This window comes from Enterobacter sp. CPE_E863 (assembly GCF_046521465.1).
Taxonomy (GTDB): Bacteria; Pseudomonadota; Gammaproteobacteria; order Enterobacterales; family Enterobacteriaceae; genus Enterobacter; species Enterobacter adelaidei.
Genome location: NZ_JBKFZX010000001.1, coordinates 1364306 through 1384753 on the forward strand (window position 1 = coordinate 1364306; position 20448 = coordinate 1384753).

Below are 20448 nucleotides of genomic sequence, written 5' to 3' on the forward strand. Positions count from 1 at the left end.
TTATATTCCGTCATTGTTGCTTATTTAGACATTATAGTCTTTTATTAAATGGTGTTAAAAACGAAGCGACGAGCAGGACATTTTTAGTACAGGACGTTTGGGACGGGAGAGAAACATGCGAATTAAACCTGACGATAACTGGCGCTGGTATTTTTGCGACGAGCATGACCGTATGATGCTCGATTTAGCCAATGGTATGTTGTTTCGTTCTCGTTTTGCCCGCCGAATGTTAACCCCGGACGCTTTTTCTCCGTCAGGATTCTGTGTTGACGATGCTGCGCTTTATTTCTCCTTTGAAGAAAAATGTCGCGATCTGGTGCTCTCTAAAGAGCAGCGTGCCGAACTGGTATTAAATGCGCTGGTGGCTATCCGTTTCCTGAAACCACAAATGCCAAAAAGCTGGCATTTCCTGCCGCATGGTATGAGCTGGACACCGGCGACGGGCGACGCGGCCAGCGTCAACCTGAGTGATAGCGCCGAAGAGGTGAGTCTGCTGGTGGTTGAGCCGGGCGAAAATGCCGCGCTCTGTCTGCTGGCTCAGCCCGGCGTGACAATTGCCGGGCGGACGATGCAACTTGGGGATGCCATCAAGGTCATGAACGACAGGCTGAAACCCCAACTTCGAGTGGATTCTTTCAGCCTGGAACAGGCTGTTTAAGCTTCCAGTTGTACTGAAGTTGTCGGGATGCAGCTACAGCACAGAATTGTCCCGTCGTCGGCTATTGCGGATTTTTTCAGCGCACTGACTTCACCCTCAACCAGCTTGATTCGACAGCAGCCACAGATCCCCGCGCGGCAGGAATACGGTATGCGGATCCCTGCTTGTTCCAGCTGTTCAAGTAAAACCTGCTGATTATTTCCCCGGATGATGTTGCCCTGCCAGTGAATATCCACTGATGAACTGACCTGCGTCTCGACCTCGACAAACTCGTCTTCCTGACCGGAGCCATAAACTCTTGCGGGTCCACGGGCAAGAATTTCTACCTCGTCACCGACACGGATCACGCCGCTGGAACGGGGGATCAGGTTCAGGCCAAAATCCACGTCGCCATTGTCCTGTGCAGTGCGGAAGGATTGCAGGGTTTTCAGCGGCTCACCGGAAGGGTGCTTCTGGCCTTTCTCAGGGCTTACGGTGGTGAAGATACAACGACTGCATGGCTTAGCGACATCGAAAATCACACTGCCGATGCGAATCACTTTCCAGGTGTCTTCTTCCCAGGCTTTTGTACCGGTTACCACCAGATTGGGGCGAAACTGCTCCATCTGAACGCTGGCTTTACAACGGTGCTGCAGGTCGCGCAGGGAGGCTTCACTGGTCAGCAGGAAAGGAAACCCATCCGCAAATGAGAGCGGAACTGCGTCATGACGCTTCACGCGGCGCGTCAGCGACGGGCCTACCCAACGTAACTGCACATCGCGCGAGAAGAAGCCGCTAAGCCAGCGGTTAATCTCGTCAGCGGCAATACGCGCGGTAAAATGATTGCCCCACACTTCTGTTGGCGCATCCACAGGCGCAAAATCAGCAAAGCGGATCACCACGCTGGAACCATCCGGCGCGGTAAGATGCAAACCGTCATGAAGGGGGGAAGGGATAAAGCGAACCATCTGCGGGAACTGGCGTGCAGTAATGAACGTACCGTCAGGCTCGGTGATCATAAAGATACGATCGAAGGCAAATCCGCTCATGTCGGCAAGTGCGTGAGAAATGCCGATGCCGCGCATGGATTTCACCGGATGAATAAAAAGCCTGGATAACGTCGCCACTGCACACTCCCTCGAATGAAAATAAGCCTTCAACTTTATGACATACACGCCATATTAGCTATAATGCGCGACAATTTTCTAAGAGTAAAAGTGACGATATGAATTCTCTGTTTGCCAGTACGGCCCGTGGGCTGGAAGAGCTGTTAAAAACTGAACTGGAAGCCCTGGGCGCGCAAGAGTGCCAGGTAGTTCAGGGTGGTGTCCATTTTGAGGGCGACACGCGGCTTATTTACCAGAGCCTGATGTGGAGCCGTCTGGCGTCGCGCATCATGCTGCCGATGAAAGAGTGCAAGGTCTATAGCGACCTTGACCTCTATACCGGCGTACAGATGATCGACTGGACAGAGATCTTCACTCCGAATGCCACCTTTGCGGTGCATTTCAACGGCGTGAATGATGAGATCCGCAACAGCCAGTACGGTGCCCTGCGCGTTAAAGACGCCATTGTTGATTGCTTCACCCGTAAAAATAAGGAACGTCCAAACGTCGATCGCGAAAATCCGGATCTGCGTATTAACGTCTGGCTGAACGGCGACACCGCGAGCATCTCTCTGGATCTGAGCGGCGCAGGCCTCCACCTGCGCGGCTACCGCGATCGTACCGGTATGGCACCAATCAAAGAAACCCTTGCCGCAGCCATTGTGATGCGCTCTGGCTGGCTGCCGGGTACCCCGCTGCTGGACCCGATGTGTGGTTCTGGTACATTGCTGATTGAAGCTGCCATGCTGGCCACCGACCGTGCCCCAGGCCTGCACCGTGGTCACTGGGGCTTCAAGGGCTGGGCACAGCACGATGAAGCACTGTGGAAAGAGGTCAAAGATGATGCGCAGACCCGTGCGCGTAAGGGCCTGGCGGAATATACCTCCCATTTCTATGGTTCGGACAGCGACCCGCGCGTCATTGAACGTGCCCGCAGCAACGCCCGTCGCGCCGGTATCGGCGAGCTGGTCACCTTCGAGGTGAAAGACGTGGCGAACCTGACCAACCCGTTGCCAAAAGGTCCGTACGGTACCGTTATCAGTAACCCGCCATACGGTGAGCGTCTGGACAGCGAACCGGCGCTGATTGCCCTGCACAGCCTGTTGGGCCGCAATATGAAAGATTACTTTGGCGGCTGGAATCTCTCCCTGTTCAGTGCTTCACCTGAATTGCTGAGTTGCCTGCAGCTGCGTGCCGATCGCCAGTTTAAGGCGAAAAACGGCCCGCTGGACTGCGTGCAGAAGAACTACCATCTGGCTGAGAAAGCGGCGGACAGCAAACCGTCGGGCGTGGCGGAAGATTACGCCAACCGTCTGCGCAAGAATCTGAAGAAATTCGAGAAATGGGCGAAGCAGGAAGGTATTGAATGCTACCGCCTGTACGATGCCGATCTGCCGGAATACAACGTGGCGGTAGACCGCTATGCGGACTGGGTGGTGATTCAGGAATACGCGCCACCGAAAACCATTGATGCGCAAAAAGCGCGTCAGCGTATGCTGGACGTCATTGCGGCAACCATCGCCGTGCTGGGTATTGCGCCAAACAAGCTGGTGCTGAAAACCCGCGAACGTCAGAAAGGCAAAAACCAGTATCAGAAAATGGGTGAAAAGGGCGACTTCATTGAAGTGGGCGAGTACAACGCTCGTCTGTGGGTTAACCTGACTGACTACCTTGATACCGGTCTGTTCCTTGACCACCGTATCGCCCGCCGCATGCTCGGACAGATGAGCAAGGGCAAAGATTTCCTCAACCTGTTCTCCTATACCGGCAGCGCCAGCGTGCATGCGGGTCTGGGCGGCGCGCGGAGCACGACCACGGTGGATATGTCCCGCACCTATCTGGAGTGGGCGGAGCGCAACCTGCGCCTTAACGGTTTAACTGGGCGTCAGCATCGCCTGATGCAGGCCGACGTGCTGGGTTGGCTGCGTGATACCGACGAGCAGTTCGATCTGATCTTTATCGATCCGCCGACCTTCTCTAACTCCAAGCGTATGGAAGATAGCTTTGATGTGCAGCGCGATCACCTGCGCCTGATGACCGACCTGAAGCGCCTGCTGCGTAGAGGCGGCACGATTATGTTCTCGAACAACAAACGCGGCTTCCGTATGGATCATGACGGCTTAGCAGCCCTGGGACTGAAAGCACAAGAAATCAGCCAAAAAACGCTGTCTCAGGATTTCGCCCGTAACCGTCAAATCCATAACTGCTGGTTGATTACCGCGGCCTGAAAGGAAAAATAAATGTCTTTAATTAGTATGCACGGCGCGTGGCTCTCTTTCAGCGACTCACCGCTTCTCGATAATGCAGAACTGCACATCGAAGATAACGAGCGTGTCTGTCTGGTGGGCCGTAATGGCGCGGGCAAATCCACGTTGATGAAAATCCTCAACCGTGAACAGGGTCTGGATGACGGGCGTATTGTTTACGAGCAGGATCTTATCGTTTCTCGCCTGCAGCAGGACCCGCCGCGTCATGTGACCGGCAGCGTTTACGATTTCGTGGCTGAAGGTATTTCTGAGCAGGCTGAATACCTGAAGCGTTATCACGAGATTTCACATCTGGTGATGACTGACCCGAGCGATAAGAACCTCAACGAACTGGCGAAAGTGCAGGAGATGCTCGATCACCACGGTCTGTGGCAGCTGGAAAACCGTATTAATGAAGTGCTGGCACAGCTCGGTCTGGAAGCCGATATGGAGCTGTCAGCGCTCTCCGGCGGCTGGCTGCGTAAAGCGGCACTGGGTCGTGCGCTGGTCAGCGGACCGAAGGTGCTGCTGCTGGACGAACCGACGAACCACCTGGATATCGAAGCGATTGACTGGCTGGAAGGGTTCCTGAAAACCTTCAGCGGCACCATCATCTTTATCTCTCACGACCGTTCGTTTATTCGCAATATGGCGACGCGCATTGTCGATCTCGATCGCGGTAAGCTGGTGACCTATCCTGGCGATTACGATACCTATCTGCTGGAAAAAGAAGAAAACCTGCGCGTGGAAGAGCTGCAGAATGCGGAGTTCGACCGCAAGCTGGCACAGGAAGAAGTCTGGATCCGTCAGGGCATCAAAGCCCGTCGTACACGTAACGAAGGTCGCGTTCGTGCGCTGAAGGCGATGCGCCGTGAGCGTAGCGAGCGCCGAGAAGTGATGGGCAGCGCCAAAATGCAGGTGGAAGAGGCGTCCCGTTCCGGCAAGATTGTCTTCGAAATGGAAAACGTTAACTATCAGGTCGACGGTAAAGTGCTGGTGAAAGACTTCTCGGCACAGGTTCAGCGTGGGGACAAAATTGCACTGATTGGTCCGAACGGTTGCGGCAAAACCACGCTGTTGAAACTGATGCTGGGTCAATTGCAGGCTGACAGCGGTCGTATCCACTGCGGCACCAAGCTTGAAGTGGCCTACTTCGATCAGCACCGCGCAGAGCTGGATCCGGACAGAACGGTGATGGATAACCTCGCTGAAGGTAAGCAAGAGGTGATGGTAAACGGCAAGCCGCGCCATGTGCTGGGCTACCTGCAGGACTTCCTGTTCCATCCGAAACGTGCGATGACGCCGGTACGCGCGCTGTCAGGCGGTGAGCGCAATCGTCTTCTGCTGGCACGTCTGTTCCTGAAGCCAAGTAACCTGTTGATTCTCGATGAACCTACGAACGACCTGGATGTCGAAACCCTGGAATTGCTGGAGGAACTGATCGACGGTTATCAGGGGACGGTGATGCTGGTTAGCCACGATCGTCAATTCGTGGATAACACCGTGACCGAGTGCTGGATCTTCGAAGGTGAAGGGCGAATTGGTCAGTATGTCGGCGGTTATCACGATGCAAAAGGGCAGCAGTCGCAGTCTCTGGCGCAGAAACAGTCAAAGTCCAAAATAAGTTCTGAACCTGCTGTAACAAAAGCAGAAACTGTCAAGAAAAGCTCGGCTAAACTAAGCTATAACCTGCAGCGCGAACTGGAGGGGCTACCTCAGCGTCTGGAAGAGCTGGAGGCCGCGCTTGAAAATCTGCAAGCTCAGGTTGCTGATGCGACATTCTTTACCCAATCGCACGACTATACTCAGAAAATACTGGCTGAACTGTCCGCGGCTGAAAAGGCCCTGGAAGAAGCATTTGAGCGCTGGGAGTACCTTGAGTCTCTGAAAAACGGCGCATAAACAGGGATAACATATGTGTGACCAGCACCATGCCGACAGGCATATATTATGCTCGCAATGCGACATGCTCGTGGCGTTGCCAGAGCTTGGTCACGGACATAAAGCGCTGTGTCCACGTTGCGGCGCAACGTTGACAACCGAGTGGGACGCACCGCGGCAGCGTCCCACTGCTTACGCTCTGGCAGCATTATTCATGCTGCTGCTCTCCAATCTCTTCCCGTTCATCTATATGAAGGTGGGCGGAATTACCAGCCAGGTCGATTTGCTCGAAATCCCGGGCGTGATGTTCTCAGAAGATTACGCCAGCCTCGGCACCTTTTTTCTGCTCTTCGTCCAGATAGTCCCGGCTTTTTGCCTGGTCGTTATCCTGCTGCTGGTGAACCGTGTCAGGATGCCGTCGTCACTGAAAATCAAACTCGCGCGTATCCTTTTTCAGCTTAAAAGCTGGGGGATGGCCGAGATCTTTCTGGCGGGGATTCTGGTCAGTTTCGTGAAGCTGATGGCGTATGGCGACGTGGGGATTGGCAGCAGCTTTATCCCCTGGTGTCTGTACTGCGTCCTGCAGCTGCGCGCCTTCCAGTGTGTGGACAGGCGCTGGGCGTGGGACGATATCGCACCAGCGCCGACGCTTGCGCAGACGGTAAAGGTCGGGGTGCCCGGTATTCGTCAGGGGCTACGTTCGTGTCCGTGCTGTACCGCCGTGCTGCCCGCCGATCTCGACGTTTGTCCGCGCTGCGAAACCAAAGGGCACGTGCGGCGTAAAAACAGCCTGCAGTGGACGATGGCACTACTGGTGACCTCTGTCATGCTGTATCTGCCAGCTAATATCTTGCCGATTATGATCACCGATCTGCTGGGCGACAAAATGCCCTCGACGATCCTGGCCGGGGTGATATTGCTGTGGGGTGAAGGTTCGTATCCGGTTGCCGGTGTAATCTTTATCGCCAGTATTATGGTGCCAACCCTGAAAATGATCGCGATCGCCTGGCTCTGTTGGGATGCGAAAGGTCACGGTAAACGCGACAGCGAACGCATGCACCTGATTTATGAAGTGGTCGAGTTTGTCGGACGCTGGTCAATGATTGACGTGTTTGTTATTGCCGTTCTCTCTGCACTGGTGCGGATGGGCGGATTGATGAGTATTTATCCCGCGATGGGGGCTTTAATGTTTGCACTGGTCGTGATTATGACTATGTTTGCGGCCATGACCTTCGACCCTCGTTTATCGTGGGATCGTGAGCCTGAATCAAGCCATGAGGAAGAGTAAGAGCATGGAAAATAAGAGTGGAGAGGCGAAAGTGCAGAAGGTCAAGAACTGGTCACCGGTGTGGATTTTCCCCATCGTGACGGCGCTGATCGGGGCATGGATCCTGTTTTATCACTACAGCCATCAGGGGCCGGAAGTGACGCTGATTACCACCAATGCCGAGGGGATTGAGGGCGGTAAAACGACCATCAAGAGCCGCAGCGTGGATGTGGGTGTGGTTGAAAGCGCAACCCTGACCGATGATTTAACCCATGTGGAAATTAAGGCGCGCCTTAATGCTGGCATGGAAAAACTGCTGCATGGCGATTCCGTTTTCTGGGTGGTTAAGCCTCAGGTAGGACGTGAAGGGATTAGCGGTTTAGGGACGCTGCTCTCCGGGGCCTATATTGAACTGCAGCCCGGTACGAAGGGTAGCCAGCCGGGAAAATACCAGCTTCTGGATTCACCACCGCTTGCGCCGCCTGATGCCAAGGGTATCCGCGTGATCCTCGACAGTAAAAAAGCGGGTCAGCTTACGGCGGGCGATCCCGTGCTGTTCCGCGGTTATCGCGTCGGGTCGGTTGAGAAAAGTACCTTTGATCCGCAGAAACGCGCGATCAGCTATCAACTGTTTATCAATGCACCGAACGATCGGCTGGTCACCAGTAACGTCCGTTTCTGGAAAGACAGCGGGATCGCGGTGGATCTGACCTCTGCGGGTATGCGCGTTGAAATGGGGTCTCTGACCACGCTGTTTGGCGGTGGCGTGAGTTTTGACGTACCGGAAGGCCTGGATTTGGGGCAGCCGGTTACAGAAAACACGGCTTTCAGACTCTTTGACGATCAAAAAAGCATCCAGGATGCGCTGTATACCAGCCACGTTGATTTCCTGATGTTCTTCAAAGATTCCGTCCGCGGCCTGCAGCCGGGTGCACCGGTTGAGTTCCGCGGCATTCGTCTTGGTACGGTTGGGCAAGTTCCGTTCTTCGTTCCGGGACTTCAGCAGGTGCTGGATGATGATTACCGCATCCCGGTGCTGATCCGCATTGAGCCAGAGCGTCTGGTCAATCAGATTGGCGAAAATCAGGATATTGGCACGCACATCTCTCAACTGATGGAACGCGGTCTGCGCGGGTCGCTGAAAACCGGTAACCTGGTGACAGGTGCTCTGTATGTGGATATGGACTTCTACCCGAAAGCTCCGCCGATTACCGGTATCCGTGAATTCGGTGGCTACAAGATTATCCCAACGGTGAGCAGCGGCCTGGCGCAGATCCAGCAGCGCCTGATGGAAACGCTGGATAAGATTAACAATCTGCCACTGAATCCGATGATTGAAGCCGCGACAAACTCTCTGAGCGAGAGCCAGGCAACGATGCGCCGTCTGCAAACCACGCTGGATAACATCAACAAGATCACAGCGAGCCAGAGCATGCAGCAACTGCCGCAGGATATGCAGAAAACGTTGCGTGAGCTGAACCGCAGTATGCAGGGCTTCCAGCCTGGTTCTGCGGCTTACAACAAGATGGTGGCTGATATGCAGCGCCTTGATCAGGTCTTACGTGAACTGCAGCCTGTTCTGAAGACGCTCAATGAGAAGAGCAACGCGCTGGTGTTCGAAGCGAAAGATAAAAAGGATCCTGAGCCTAAGAGGGCAAAAGAATGAATAAGTGGCTATTGATGGTTGGCGCTCTGCTATTAACGGCGTGCAGTTCAGGTGTAGAGAATAAAAGCTACTACCAGTTGCCTGTTAGTACGCAGAATAGCGGGCAAAGTACGGCCAGTCAGGGAAATCGTCAGCTCTGGGTTGAGCAGGTTGCCGTGCCAGATTATCTGGCAGGTAACGGTGTGGTCTACCAAACCAGCGATGTGAAATACGTGATTGCGACAAACAACCTGTGGGCCAGCCCGCTGGATCAGCAACTGCGCAACACGCTGGTGGCCAATCTGGGCAGCCAGCTTCCGGGCTGGGTTGTCGCTTCGCAGCCGCTGGGTAACGATCAAGATACGCTGAACGTCACCGTAACAGGCTTCCACGGCCGTTATGACGGTGCGGTGGTGATCAGCGGTGAGTGGCTGCTGAATCATCAGGGGCAGCTGATTAAGCGTCCTTTCCATCTGGAGCTGAAGCAGCAGAAAGATGGCTATGACGAAATGGTGAAAGTCCTGGCTCAGGGTTGGGCACAGGAGTCGGCCAGTATCGCCAGGGAAATTTCCCGGCTGCCATAAGTAAAATTCATCGTCAAAAACCGCAATCGGTCTGCCACTGATTGCGGTTTTTTTTTCGTTTTCACTTCAGGTTGTTACTTGTGCCGGGTCACAATTTTTGTACAAATGATCTTCCAGCTAGCTCACAAATATGACACCCGTATGAATTTTGAACATTGACGCTGCGACTAATTCGGGGTATTCGTTATCTGTGCCTGTGCATTTGTGCAGACACTGTTTTCTTTCCACCAGACAAAAGAATGAGGGAAACGAGGCATGAAGAGACAGAAACGAGATCGCCTGGAACGGGCTCATCAACGTGGTTATCAGGCCGGCATCGCTGGACGTTCTAAAGAAATGTGTCCTTATCAGACGATAAACCAAAGGTCACAATGGCTTGGAGGCTGGCGAGAAGCCATCGGCGACAGGGCACTCATAGCCTGATAACGTCTCTTTAAAAAAAGAAACCTCCGCAATGCGGAGGTTTCGCCTTTTTGAGATTGCGAAAAGCAATATCAGAACGCGGAAGTGTCCTGGAACAGACCCACTTTCAGGTCGCTCGCGCTATAGATCAGGCGACCATCGACCAGCACTTCGCCATCCGCCAGGCCCATAATCAGGCGACGGTTAACAATGCGTTTGAAGTGAATACGATAGGTCACTTTCTTCGCAGTAGGCAGAACCTGACCGGTGAATTTCACTTCGCCAACACCCAGTGCGCGGCCTTTACCTTCGCCACCCAGCCAGCCCAGATAGAAGCCAACCAGCTGCCACATTGCATCCAGGCCCAGACAGCCAGGCATTACCGGATCGCCAATAAAGTGGCAACCGAAGAACCACAGATCCGGGTTGATATCGAGTTCTGCTTCTACGTAACCCTTATCGAAGTTGCCGCCGGTTTCGGTCATTTTCACGACACGGTCCATCATCAGCATGTTCGGGGCCGGTAACTGTGGGCCTTTCGCACCAAACAGTTCACCGCGACCAGAGGCAAGAAGATCTTCTTTTGTATAGGATTCGCGTTTATCTACCATGTTCTCAGTAAGCCTTATTTTAGTGAAGGACGCAGGATAGCTAACACGTGTACGCTGAACAAGTCCGATCAGTTCGAACCAAACCAGCCTAACCAGCGTAACGGCCATGGATAACGATGACGAGCATCCTGCTGTGTCGCCTGAGCAATACGCTCCTGAATAGTCTGCATCAGGTTGGTTTGCCCTTCGCCATCCCATATCAGGTTTGTCAGTAAGGGTAGTGCATCCTCAATCCCTTCGATGGCCCAGATGGCGAATTGCTCTTGCTCCACCGCATCCAGAATATCCTGACTGAGGCTCAAATGGCGTGCATTGGGAGCAGGAATAATCACACCCTGTTTGCCATTTAAACCGCGCTGCTGACAGATAGAGAAGAAGCCTTCAATTTTTTCATTGAGGCCTCCCACTGGCTGGGCACGACCGAATTGGTCCACCGAGCCGGTGATCGCGATGTTCTGATTGATGGGCACTTCGGCCAGGGCGCTGATTAGGGCGCACAGTTCTGCCATAGAGGCGCTATCACCATCGACTTCGCTGTAGGACTGCTCAAACGTCAGCGAGGCGGAGAAGGGGATCTGTTGCTCGAGCTGCAGCTCTGACATCAAAAACGCCTGCATGATCATCATGCCTTTCGCGTGAATGTTTCCGCCCAGCTCGGCTTTCCGTTCGATATCGGTGAACTCACCATCGCCAATATGGACAACGCAGCTGATACGGGACGGTTCGCCGATTGCGCGAGGATGGCCCGGAAATTCAATCACCGACAGGGCGTTAATCTGTCCGACGCGTTCGCCTTCTGTCTCGACCAGAATTTGTTCCAGCAGAATTTCATCCTGCATACGGTCAGCAAGATAGCCTTCTCGCCACTCACGCTGAGCCAGCATCTGTGTGAGCTGTTCTCCGGTGAACGCACCGTTACCGCTGATCACCCCCACTTCACGCAGCTGTTTGCCGATCCAGAGCGGACAGAGGGGCAGCGTTTCCTGGTCACCGGTATATCGCACCGCTTCGCGAATCAAGCCTGGCCACGCGTCAGCCGCAGGTGTTGGCAGCGAAAAGCGTTCAGCTACAGCCATTACCCACTGGCACCACTGCGCCATATCGTCGGCATCGGCAATCTGGATGTTGTCTTCGTACTCGCTGTAGACCGCCTGCTCAGCCAGTTCCGGTTCCATCTCCTGGAAGTCTGCCAGAGATTCGCGGTCACCCGTCAGCACGACGGTCAACGACAGAGGCATAGAGGGAACAGAGACAGGCAGAGGACGGGACTCATCGTAGCCGACCCAGTCAAAACGTTGCTGGTTCACAATCGTTTTCAGACGCATCCACAACAGCGGCTGCGAGAGTAGGGTACGCAGTGAGATGATAAGTACACCGCCATTTGCGCGATGTACCAACCCCGGTTGCAGCGAAAGTTCACCATTAAACTGGCGCAGACAACCAAAGAGTTGTTCCGCCTCGACCCAGTTAGCGGTAATCACTTCGCCTTTAGCGGCAAAACGGCCATCCGCCTGAACTGCCGGTTCGAAAGTGACATCATGTCCCGCGATACGATATTCGCCGCCAAAGAGGGCATTCGTTTCCGACTGCAACTGGCGCATGGCGTCCCCGACAAGCGTCAGGTACTCCGCTTCTTCCGGGGCTTTAAGCAACATGAAAGGCGCCGTTGCCCATGGGCTTAACACCTGCTCCAGCGCATAATGCAAACGTGGTTGCGTATCGCTAAGGATGAATTCGTGTTCTTTTGCGAGATCTGGCTGTGCAAACAGTTCCTGATAGCTCTCGGTATCCGGAACAAGGTCACGCCATGCAAGTTTCGTAATGGTCAAAGTTGATGTTTTTTAGTCAGATGTAAAAGCGTGGAGTATACCGTAAGCGAGGGGGACTACCCAAGCAGGATTGGGGATTTCGACAGGGGGATTGCCTGCATTCACTCACATATATGATTTCTTTTCAGCAGATTGCTAAAAAACTGATATTCTGAACAGAGTTACGTGGTAACACTGAGATCGCAATGAAATATCAACAACTGGAAAATCTCGAAAGCGGCTGGAAATGGAAGTACCTGGTCAAAAAGCACCGTGAAGGGGAGTTGATCACCTGCTACATCGAAGCCAGCGCTGCGCAAGAAGCCGTGGATATTTTGCTGACCCTCGAAAATGAACCGGTACAGGTTAACGGCTGGATTGAGAAGCACATCAATCCTGCGTTGTTGAACCGAATGAAGCAAACTATCCGCGCGCGACGCAAACGACATTTTAATGCGGAGCATCAACACACTCGCAAAAAATCAATCGACCTTGAGTTCGTGGTCTGGCAGCGCCTGGCGGGGCTGGCACAACGGCGTGGTAAAACGCTGTCGGAAACGATTGTGCAATTGATTGAGGATGCGGAGCATAAAGAGAAGTACGCCAACCAGATGTCGACGTTGAAGAACGACCTTCAGGCATTGTTGGGCAAAAAATAGACTTTTGTTTTCTTCAGATAATAAAAAACCCCGCATTGCGGGGTTTTTTTATAAGACGATAACTTATGCCGCTGGCTGAGTTACAACGTCTTTGATGCCTTTAACTTCGATCTCAACGCGACGATCTGGAGCCAGGCAGTCGATCAGTGCAGGGCGAGCTTTCACGTTGTCACAGGTGTTGCCAGTAACTGGGTTAGATTTGCCCATACCACGTGGGGAGATCTTGTTAGCTGGGATACCTTTAGAGATCAGGTAATCAACAACAGACTGAGCACGTTTCTCAGACAGTTTCTGGTTGTAAGCGTCAGAACCGATACGGTCGGTGAAGCCCAGAACCACTACAGAACCATCTTTAGGATCCAGGTTGCTCAGCTGAGAGTACAGCTGATCCAGTGCCTGCTGGCCTTCTGGTTTCAGAGTTGCTTTGTTGAAGTTGAACAGAACGTCAGACTTCAGAGTGAAGTGTTTGGTCTGTACTTCTGGAGCTGGAGCCGGCGCTGGAGCAACAACTGGTGCTGCTTCTTCCTGCTGGCCGAAACGGTAGGAAACACCTACGCTCAGCATGCCGTTGTCTGGACGAACACCAACGGTGCCAGCGTCGCCGATGTTGTTAACCCACTGATATTCCAGACGGGTAGCGATGTCACGGGTCATAGCCCACTCAACGCCACCAGCGAATACTGGGGAAACACCGGTGTCATGGTCGCTGCCAATCTGGTTGTTGCTGGAGTCAGCGCGCCATACCATGCCGCCCAGACGGGTGTACACGTCCAGATCGTCAGTTACTGGGTAACCCAGTTTAGCGGTCAGCTGAACGCCCTGTGCTTTGAAAGCGCCGTTTACGGTGTCGCCTTTGTATGGCATACGACCTAACCAGTCGTAACCCATTTCAAAACCAACATACGGGTTAACCTGATAGCCACCGAACGCACCTGCACCAAGCTGGCTCTCGTGAGTCGGGCCATCGTTGTTCAGTTTGCTGTTGTACCAGCCGGTGTCGTGGAACTGAGACCAACCCAGTTTACCACCTGCATACCAGGTATTATCTTTCGGAGCGGCCTGCGCTACGGTAGCGAAGCCAGCCAGTGCCACTGCAATCGCGATAGCTGTCTTTTTCATTTTTGCGCCTCGTTATCATCCAAAATTCGCCATGAAAGTCTCTGGAGAGAATCACGGTTAAATCCTTCACCGGGGGCGTGGTCAAATATAAATCTACCGATATCTTCGGCTTAGGCCGAGCACCCTGGCGATGTAAAGTCTACAACGTAGCTGAAAACTTACAAGTGTGAAGTCCGTCAGGCATATGAAAAAAAAAGTTCCGTATACCTATTATTTAACATTTTTTGCGCGAATTTTGTGCAATAAAATTAAGGAGAACCGCACCAGACAAGCCTTGCCGCAATTTTGAGGCCGGGAACTAAAAGCACATCTTGTGGTCAAAAAAAATTCCAGGAAAAATCTTAATTTCACTCAATGATACAAATTTGAGTGAATTTTTAGCCCAGAAAGTTGTCCTCTGCGATAAGAATCTGGATGAACCGGGCGCATGATAAACCCGATCGCATTACCTTCTTCAGCCGCTTCAGTCAGACGAAAATGTTCCTCTTCCGTCAATTCTTCCGGTAACCATCCAATCACCACACTGTAATTTCCCGTGCGTAATGCGCGGATCATCGACTCAACGGTATCACACGGCGAGAGTTGATTAATTTGCATGACCTTTGCCAGCGGAAGGCCAGCGGACTGAACCCATTCCCGGCTCAGTTTTTGCTGTGGCGTCAGCCAAAGCTGCCAGCGGGACTGCTGTCCAAGCTGTTGTAATAACGGCAGCAGCAGCAGTTGAGTTAACAGAGGCTGGTCCTCACGATAAACCACTTCGCTAATAAGCCCTGTCGAAGCACTGCCGACGGTGCTCTGCGCAACGTTGCCAGCGGTAGAAGAGAGAAAGGTTGAGCGATTTGCATAGCCTGAAGTGTGCATATTCATTCCAGCCCTGTAGTTACTGTATGGATATACAGTAACCCCTGTATGCATAAAGATCAACCTCATTTTCGGAAAGCGACTCGCAAAATTCATTCAATATTGATGCCCCTTGAAAAATCATCTTGCCCAACAGCGATAAGTTGCCTATTTTCCTGCTAACGGATCCGCTAGTAAGAAACATCGTTGTTAATTTTTGATTTATAAGGAAATATCATGAAAAAGATATCTTATGAACGGATCTATAAATCCCAGGAATATCTGTCTCCGCTGGGGGACATTCAACATCGGGCACTGTTTGGAGGCTATACCCTGGCAGTGGATGATGCGGTCTTTGCCATGGTGTCAGAGGGAGAACTCTACCTCCGCGCCTGTGAGGAAAGTGCGAAATACTGTGTAAAGAATGCCGCCTCGTTTTTGACACTCATGAAACGGGGGCGTCCGGTGCTTCTGAACTATTATCGCGTGGATGACGGATTGTGGCAGGACAGAGAGCGGCTGCTTCAGCTCTCCTCGTTCGCACTGAGAGCGGCAAGAAAAGAACGCTCTCAGCGTCATCAACGAAATCGGCTTAAGGATCTCCCGAACCTGACGTTTCAGCTTGAAGTCTTGCTTTTTGAAGCGGGTATTACCGATGAAGAAACGCTTCGGACGCTGGGTGCGAAAGCGAGCTGGCTGAAGATGCGGGCAAAAAATAAAGCACTCAGTATTAAAGTGCTTTTCGCGCTGGAAGGTGCCATTGAGGGACTTCATGAAGCGGCACTCCCGGCGGGAATACGCCGGGAGCTGACGGAGTGGTTTAATGCGCTGCCTGAGCCACAGGAGAATCACTCCTCCAGGTAGCGATTTGCTGTTGCAGTCGGCAAATTTCTGGCAGCAGAGCGATAAGCAGACCAATTTGCTGAAGAACCAGTGGCGCTTTGCTGTCGTTTCCGGGATCCAGATGGGCAATACGTTGAGCCAGTTCATCCAGAGCCTGTTGAACACGGGGTTCATCCGCTGGCCGGTGATGAAGTGCGTCGTCGACATAACAGACTGCGTCATCCAGCAAGGCGAGGATACCCGGGTTGGTGAGTTTCTCACGGTGGGCACCCAGCGTAGAAATATAGCTGGTAAAGGTATGATTCAGACAGAGCAGGCGGAACGCTGTCTCACGAATCTCTGCGGTGGCACGAGGCTCTGTTGACATATTAGAGACAACCGAGGCTAGTTCAGCATCGCTGTTGTGCGCATCCCGGCGTGCGATCCGGTAAGCCAGACGGTTATCGCGGCCCTGATGGTATTGTTCAAGGATGGCATCAAGATACCGGCAGTTGGCATTCATAGCCCTGTCTAACACGCGTGGCAAATTACGGAAACGCCAGTCTGGCCAGATAAAGCTGACAGCCGCCCAGGCGATCGCACAGCCAATCAGGGTGTCAATCACGCGGGGCAGCGCGACTTCAAACCCTTCACCCAGCAGGTTAAAGCAGAGCAGAACCAGCAGCGTGATGAACATGGTGGCATGGGCGTACTGCACATTGCGAAAGGCGAAGAACAACACACCGGTGATCACGATCAGGATCAGTTGGCCTTCAATGGACGGCACGAAATAGAGGACCGGCAGCCCAATGGCGACGCCGACCAGCGTGCCGAGAATACGCAGCGCAAGGCGGTGCCGGGTGGCATTGTAGTTCGGCTGGCAAACGAACAGGCTGGTCAGCAGGATCCAGTAGCCATGTTGCAACCCGGTTATCTGGATAAAGGCATAACCGACGCACAATACCAGCGACATTCTCACCGCGTGACGGAAGAGAGCCGACTCTGGGGTAAAGTTTCGGCTCAGCCGCAGCCACATATCGCTAAAGCTGTGGACGCTGTCATCCGCAAGCTGATTTTCCGCATCACTCCCGGGTAGCGCCATCGCCTGTTCTGACTCAATGGTCGCCAGTTGAGCATCTATCGCCCGCAGGTTATTCAGCAGATATCCCAGCGCTTTAATATGTTCCGGTGACGTCCCGCTGGCCTGAACGCGGTCAATTGCCGCATCAAGATGGCTAAACACACGTTCAAAACGGGGGTCATGTTGATAAGGCGTGCGCAGCAGAATAGAGCGTGCGAGCTGCTGGCATGCCTGGGACTGCATGGACAGCAGACGCTGGAAGCGGAACATCACGTCGCTGTACCGAAACTTTTCTCGCAGGGCGGCATACTGAACATGCGAGGAGCTGGCACGCTCATGTATATCCTGGGCGGCAAAGTAGTAGTGTAAGGTTCTTCGCGTCCCACGCTGGCCGCGATCGCCGCGCAGACGGGTAAGCAGTGACGCTTTGGTCTGGTTAAGGGTGGCAACCAGTTGGCCGTTTGCCAGAGCCAGATCGTAGAGCGGGGCCTGGCTTTCTTCCTCGATATCCGGGTCGAAAAGCCGGGATTTTAGCTCCAGATAGTGAGCTAACTGTTCATAGCTGCGGGCAAGGTTATCCTGCAGAGGGCGTACCGGGAAGATCAGATGACCGGTTAGCGTTAGCAGGTTATACCAGATGGCACCCAGCAACAGCAGAACCGGCTGCTGGTACCACTGGTCGTACAGGGAAACGCCCAGCATGGTGTAAATGGCGATCAGCAATGCACCAAACGCGATGGTGGCATAGCGCTGCCCAAGGCCGCCCAGCAAAATAAAGCCACTGGTTGAGAGCGTAAGACCCAGGGCAAACAGCCAGGGCCACGGAAAGAGCAACTCAACGGAAGCGGACGCAATAAAAAAACAGACCAGCGTAATCACCAGGTTACGCAAACGTCCGGCCAGACGATCGTCCAGATCCGCCAGCGCCCCCGCAACCACCCCCAGCGTGAGCGGAATGGTGAGCTTGACATCATTCAACCACCACGGCAGAGCTACCGTGCCGCAAAGCGCGATAAAAATCCTGACGTTATAAAGCCAGGTGCTGTTCCAGGTATAACGGCGAAGCAGTGGGCTTAGCATAAGCGCGGCCAGTCCTTATTTACTGAAAACGACGACGAGCGTTTGCTTCACGTGCTGCCTGAGCCACTTCAACCGGAACAACCCTGCGCCCGACGGGCCAAAGGGCGATCGCGGCGATTTTAAAGTTCGCGATCCCGACCGGAATACCAATAATCGTGATGCACTGGGCAATACCCGCAAAAATATGCATGATGCACAGCCACCAGCCGAAGAATATCAGCCACAGAATGTTGAGCAGGGTGCCGCCCGTATTCATCAACGCGTTTTTGCTCTCGGGATTCAGCTCGTCAACGTGGATGGCTTCATTTCCATACGGGATGAAGGATAGTTTGGTGATTTCCCAGCATGAGCGGGTCAGAGGGAGTGTGAAAATCAGGACGATGCTCACCAGCGTGGCAAAAAGCCAGGAAAGGGTGGTGGCAAAACCCCCCAGTACAAAATTCAACACATTCAGAACGGTACGCATAAATCCTCACTTCCTTTCGATAAAATTAACGCCTAATGATTGTAACGTTTTTTTAGGCTGGAGCACCTTAAAACTGGCAGTTAAACTGTCAGGTAAATTATCTCTTTGTGGATTTGGCGGGACATGGAACTGAAAGCAACTTCATTAGGCAAACGCCTGGCGCAACACCCCTATGACAGGGTTGTTCTCCTCAATGCCGGGGTGAAAGTCTCCGGAGAACGCCATGAATACCTTATTCCGTTTAATCAACTTCTGGCTATCCACTGCAAACGTGGGCTGGTGTGGGGGGAACTGGAGTTCGTTCTGCCTGACGATAAAGTCGTGCGTCTTCACGGCACCGAGTGGGTGGAGACCCAGCGTTTCCATCATCATCTGAACGCGCTCTGGCAGCAGTGGAGCCAGGACATGAGCGTGATTGCCGCCCAGGTACTGCAGCAGGTGCTGGATGATATTGCGCAAAGCAACGCGCAGCAAACATGGCTTACCCGCCAGCAGACCGCCGGGTTACAGCAAAAAATCAGGCAGGCGCTCTCCGCGCTGCCGGTATCCGTGACGCGTCTCGATGAGTTCGACAATTGCCGCGATGCCTGGCGTCAGTGCCAGGCCTGGCTGAATGATAAGGATAAAAGCCGGCTCGCCCATAATCAGGCCTGGACGGACGCCATGCTCACCCAATACGCCGACTTTTTCAGTACGGTGGAGTCTTCTCCGCTCAACCCGGCCCAGGCGCGCGCGGTGGTTAATGGTGAGCAGTCCTTGCTGGTGCTCGCAGGGGCCGGGAGCGGTAAAACATCGGTGCTGGTGGCGCGCGCGGGCTGGCTGCTGACAACCGGGGAAGCCGTCGCTGAACAAATTCTGCTTCTGGCTTTTGGCCGCAAAGCTGCCGAGGAGATGGACGAGCGTATCCAGGAGCGCCTGCACACCCGGGATATTACGGCCAGAACCTTCCATGCTCTGGCGTTGTACATCATTCAGCAGGGCAGCAAAAAAGTGCCTGCAGTGAGTAAACTCGAAAACGACACGCAGGCGCGTCAGGCTTTGTTTATCAAAACATGGCGCCAGCAGTGCAGTGAGAAAAAGGCGCAGGCGAAAGGATGGCGTCAGTGGCTGGAGGAAGAACTCAACTGGGAGGTGCCTGAGGGCAGTTTCTGGCAGGATGAAAAACTGGCGCGTCGACTGGGCTCGAGACTTGACCGCTGGGTAAGCCTGATGCGAATGCACGGCGGATCGCAGGCTGAAATGATTGAAAGTGCGCCGGAGGAGATCCGCGATCTGTTTTCAAAGCGGGTTAAACTGATGGCTCCGATGCTAAAAGCCTGGAAAACTGCTCTGAAGGCGGAAAATGCTGTCGATTTCTCTGGCCTTATCCATCAGGCCATTATCCTTCTTCAGAAGGGGCGCTTTGTCAGCCCGTGGAAACATATTCTGGTGGATGAATTCCAGGATATCTCACCGCAACGCGCAGCATTGCTTTCGGCGTTACGGGCGCAAAATAAACATACCTCTCTGTTTGCCGTAGGGGATGACTGGCAAGCCATCTACCGCTTTAGCGGCGCGCAGCTTTCGCTAACCACCGCGTTTCATCACTATTTTGGCGAAGGCGATCGTAGCGATCTGGATACCACCTACCGCTTCAATTCCCGTATTGGTGAAATCGCCAATCGCTTTATCCAGCAGAACCCGCATCAGCTGGCCAAGCCGCTTAATAGCCTGCGGCCAGGAGATAAAAAAGCGGTCACCCTGCTGGCGGATGACCAACTTGAACCGCTACTGGACAAGCTCAGCGGCTATGCGAAGCCCGATGAACGTATTCTGGTGCTGGCCCGCTACCATCATCTGAAACCCGCAGCGCTGGAGAAAGCGGCCACGCGCTGGCCGAAACTGCAGCTTGAATTTATGACGATCCACGCCAGTAAAGGCCAGCAGGCCGACTATGTGATTGTTATAGGGCTGAAAGACGGTAGCGACGGTTTTCCGGCTCCGGCTCGTGAGTCAGTCATGGAGCAGGCTTTACTGCCGATGCCGGAAGATTTTCCGGATGCCGAAGAGCGGCGTTTGCTGTATGTGGCCATCACCCGCGCGCGTCACCGCGTGTGGCTGCTGTTCAATAAAGAAGAGCCGTCGGTGTTTGTTGATATTCTGAAGAATATTGATGTGCCGGTGGTGCGCAAGCCGTAACGTCGCCAGGCTTGTT

General features: G+C 53.5%; 17 protein-coding genes. 10 read left to right on the forward strand and 7 right to left on the reverse strand.

What is annotated here, in order from left to right; translation table 11 throughout:
- The first annotated feature begins 115 nt into the window (after positions 1–115).
- A complete protein-coding gene (zapC, locus tag ACLHV8_RS06535) occupies positions 116–658 on the forward strand; it encodes a cell division protein ZapC (RefSeq protein WP_028019222.1) in 543 nt (180 codons plus the stop codon).
- On the opposite strand, the gene ACLHV8_RS06540 is transcribed toward zapC, so the two are convergent.
- Positions 655–1764, reverse strand: coding sequence for a YcbX family protein (locus ACLHV8_RS06540; protein WP_208594466.1), 1110 nt, complete (start codon positions 1762–1764; stop codon positions 655–657). The genes zapC and ACLHV8_RS06540 overlap by 4 nt on opposite strands.
- 98 nt (positions 1765–1862) lie before the next feature.
- Between ACLHV8_RS06540 and rlmKL the strand changes: the two genes are divergently transcribed.
- The 6 genes from rlmKL (at position 1863) to rmf (ending at position 9789) form a co-directional block, all read left to right on the forward strand.
- Positions 1863–3971 (forward strand): bifunctional 23S rRNA (guanine(2069)-N(7))-methyltransferase RlmK/23S rRNA (guanine(2445)-N(2))-methyltransferase RlmL, encoded by a 2109-nt coding sequence (gene rlmKL, locus ACLHV8_RS06545; protein WP_028019220.1) that lies wholly within the window; start codon positions 1863–1865, stop codon positions 3969–3971.
- A 12-nt stretch (positions 3972–3983) separates the two neighbouring features.
- Positions 3984–5891: an ABC transporter ATP-binding protein gene (locus ACLHV8_RS06550; RefSeq protein WP_208594467.1), complete on the forward strand. Its 1908-nt coding sequence runs from the start codon at positions 3984–3986 to the stop codon at positions 5889–5891.
- A 13-nt stretch (positions 5892–5904) separates the two neighbouring features.
- Positions 5905–7158: a membrane integrity-associated transporter subunit PqiA gene (gene pqiA / locus ACLHV8_RS06555; RefSeq protein ID WP_028019218.1), complete on the forward strand. Its 1254-nt coding sequence runs from the start codon at positions 5905–5907 to the stop codon at positions 7156–7158.
- A gap of 4 nt (positions 7159–7162) precedes the next feature.
- A complete protein-coding gene (pqiB, locus tag ACLHV8_RS06560) occupies positions 7163–8803 on the forward strand; it encodes an intermembrane transport protein PqiB (RefSeq protein ID WP_129324412.1) in 1641 nt (546 codons plus the stop codon).
- On the forward strand, positions 8800–9366 hold the full coding sequence (gene pqiC, locus ACLHV8_RS06565) for a membrane integrity-associated transporter subunit PqiC (RefSeq protein WP_028019216.1): 567 nt from the start codon (positions 8800–8802) through the stop codon (positions 9364–9366). Before pqiB ends, pqiC begins: the two co-directional genes overlap by 4 nt.
- A gap of 255 nt (positions 9367–9621) precedes the next feature.
- On the forward strand, positions 9622–9789 hold the full coding sequence (rmf, locus tag ACLHV8_RS06570) for a ribosome modulation factor (RefSeq protein WP_013097261.1): 168 nt from the start codon (positions 9622–9624) through the stop codon (positions 9787–9789).
- A 71-nt stretch (positions 9790–9860) separates the two neighbouring features.
- Here rmf and fabA read toward each other — a convergent pair whose 3' ends face one another.
- Both fabA and ACLHV8_RS06580 read right to left on the reverse strand, forming a co-directional pair.
- Positions 9861–10379, reverse strand: a complete 519-nt coding sequence (fabA, locus tag ACLHV8_RS06575; protein WP_008499931.1) for a 3-hydroxyacyl-[acyl-carrier-protein] dehydratase FabA — start codon at positions 10377–10379, stop codon at positions 9861–9863.
- Between the two features lie 68 nt (positions 10380–10447).
- On the reverse strand, positions 10448–12208 hold the full coding sequence (locus ACLHV8_RS06580) for a Lon protease family protein (protein ID WP_208594468.1): 1761 nt from the start codon (positions 12206–12208) through the stop codon (positions 10448–10450).
- A 185-nt stretch (positions 12209–12393) separates the two neighbouring features.
- Between ACLHV8_RS06580 and matP the strand changes: the two genes are divergently transcribed.
- Positions 12394–12846, forward strand: a complete 453-nt coding sequence (gene matP / locus ACLHV8_RS06585) for a macrodomain Ter protein MatP (RefSeq protein ID WP_008499929.1) — start codon at positions 12394–12396, stop codon at positions 12844–12846.
- Between the two features lie 63 nt (positions 12847–12909).
- Here matP and ompA read toward each other — a convergent pair whose 3' ends face one another.
- Positions 12910–13965, reverse strand: a complete 1056-nt coding sequence (gene ompA / locus ACLHV8_RS06590; protein ID WP_049006694.1) for a porin OmpA — start codon at positions 13963–13965, stop codon at positions 12910–12912.
- A gap of 351 nt (positions 13966–14316) precedes the next feature.
- Positions 14317–14826, reverse strand: a complete 510-nt coding sequence (gene sulA, locus ACLHV8_RS06595; RefSeq protein ID WP_049006697.1) for an SOS-induced cell division inhibitor SulA — start codon at positions 14824–14826, stop codon at positions 14317–14319.
- A gap of 216 nt (positions 14827–15042) precedes the next feature.
- On the opposite strand from sulA, the gene ACLHV8_RS06600 reads away from it, so the two are divergent.
- Positions 15043–15669, forward strand: a complete 627-nt coding sequence (locus ACLHV8_RS06600) for a TfoX/Sxy family DNA transformation protein (protein WP_049006699.1) — start codon at positions 15043–15045, stop codon at positions 15667–15669.
- Here the strand turns inward: ACLHV8_RS06600 and yccS are convergent.
- The gene (gene yccS / locus ACLHV8_RS06605; protein WP_049006702.1) at positions 15626–17788 is read right to left on the reverse strand and encodes a YccS family putative transporter; all 2163 of its coding nucleotides are present in this window, start codon (positions 17786–17788) and stop codon (positions 15626–15628) included. The genes ACLHV8_RS06600 and yccS overlap by 44 nt on opposite strands.
- 19 nt (positions 17789–17807) lie before the next feature.
- Positions 17808–18254, reverse strand: coding sequence for a YccF domain-containing protein (locus tag ACLHV8_RS06610; protein WP_023335159.1), 447 nt, complete (start codon positions 18252–18254; stop codon positions 17808–17810).
- Between the two features lie 123 nt (positions 18255–18377).
- Between ACLHV8_RS06610 and helD the strand changes: the two genes are divergently transcribed.
- A complete protein-coding gene (helD, locus tag ACLHV8_RS06615) occupies positions 18378–20432 on the forward strand; it encodes a DNA helicase IV (RefSeq protein ID WP_208594469.1) in 2055 nt (684 codons plus the stop codon).
- Positions 20433–20448: the final 16 nt, after the last annotated feature.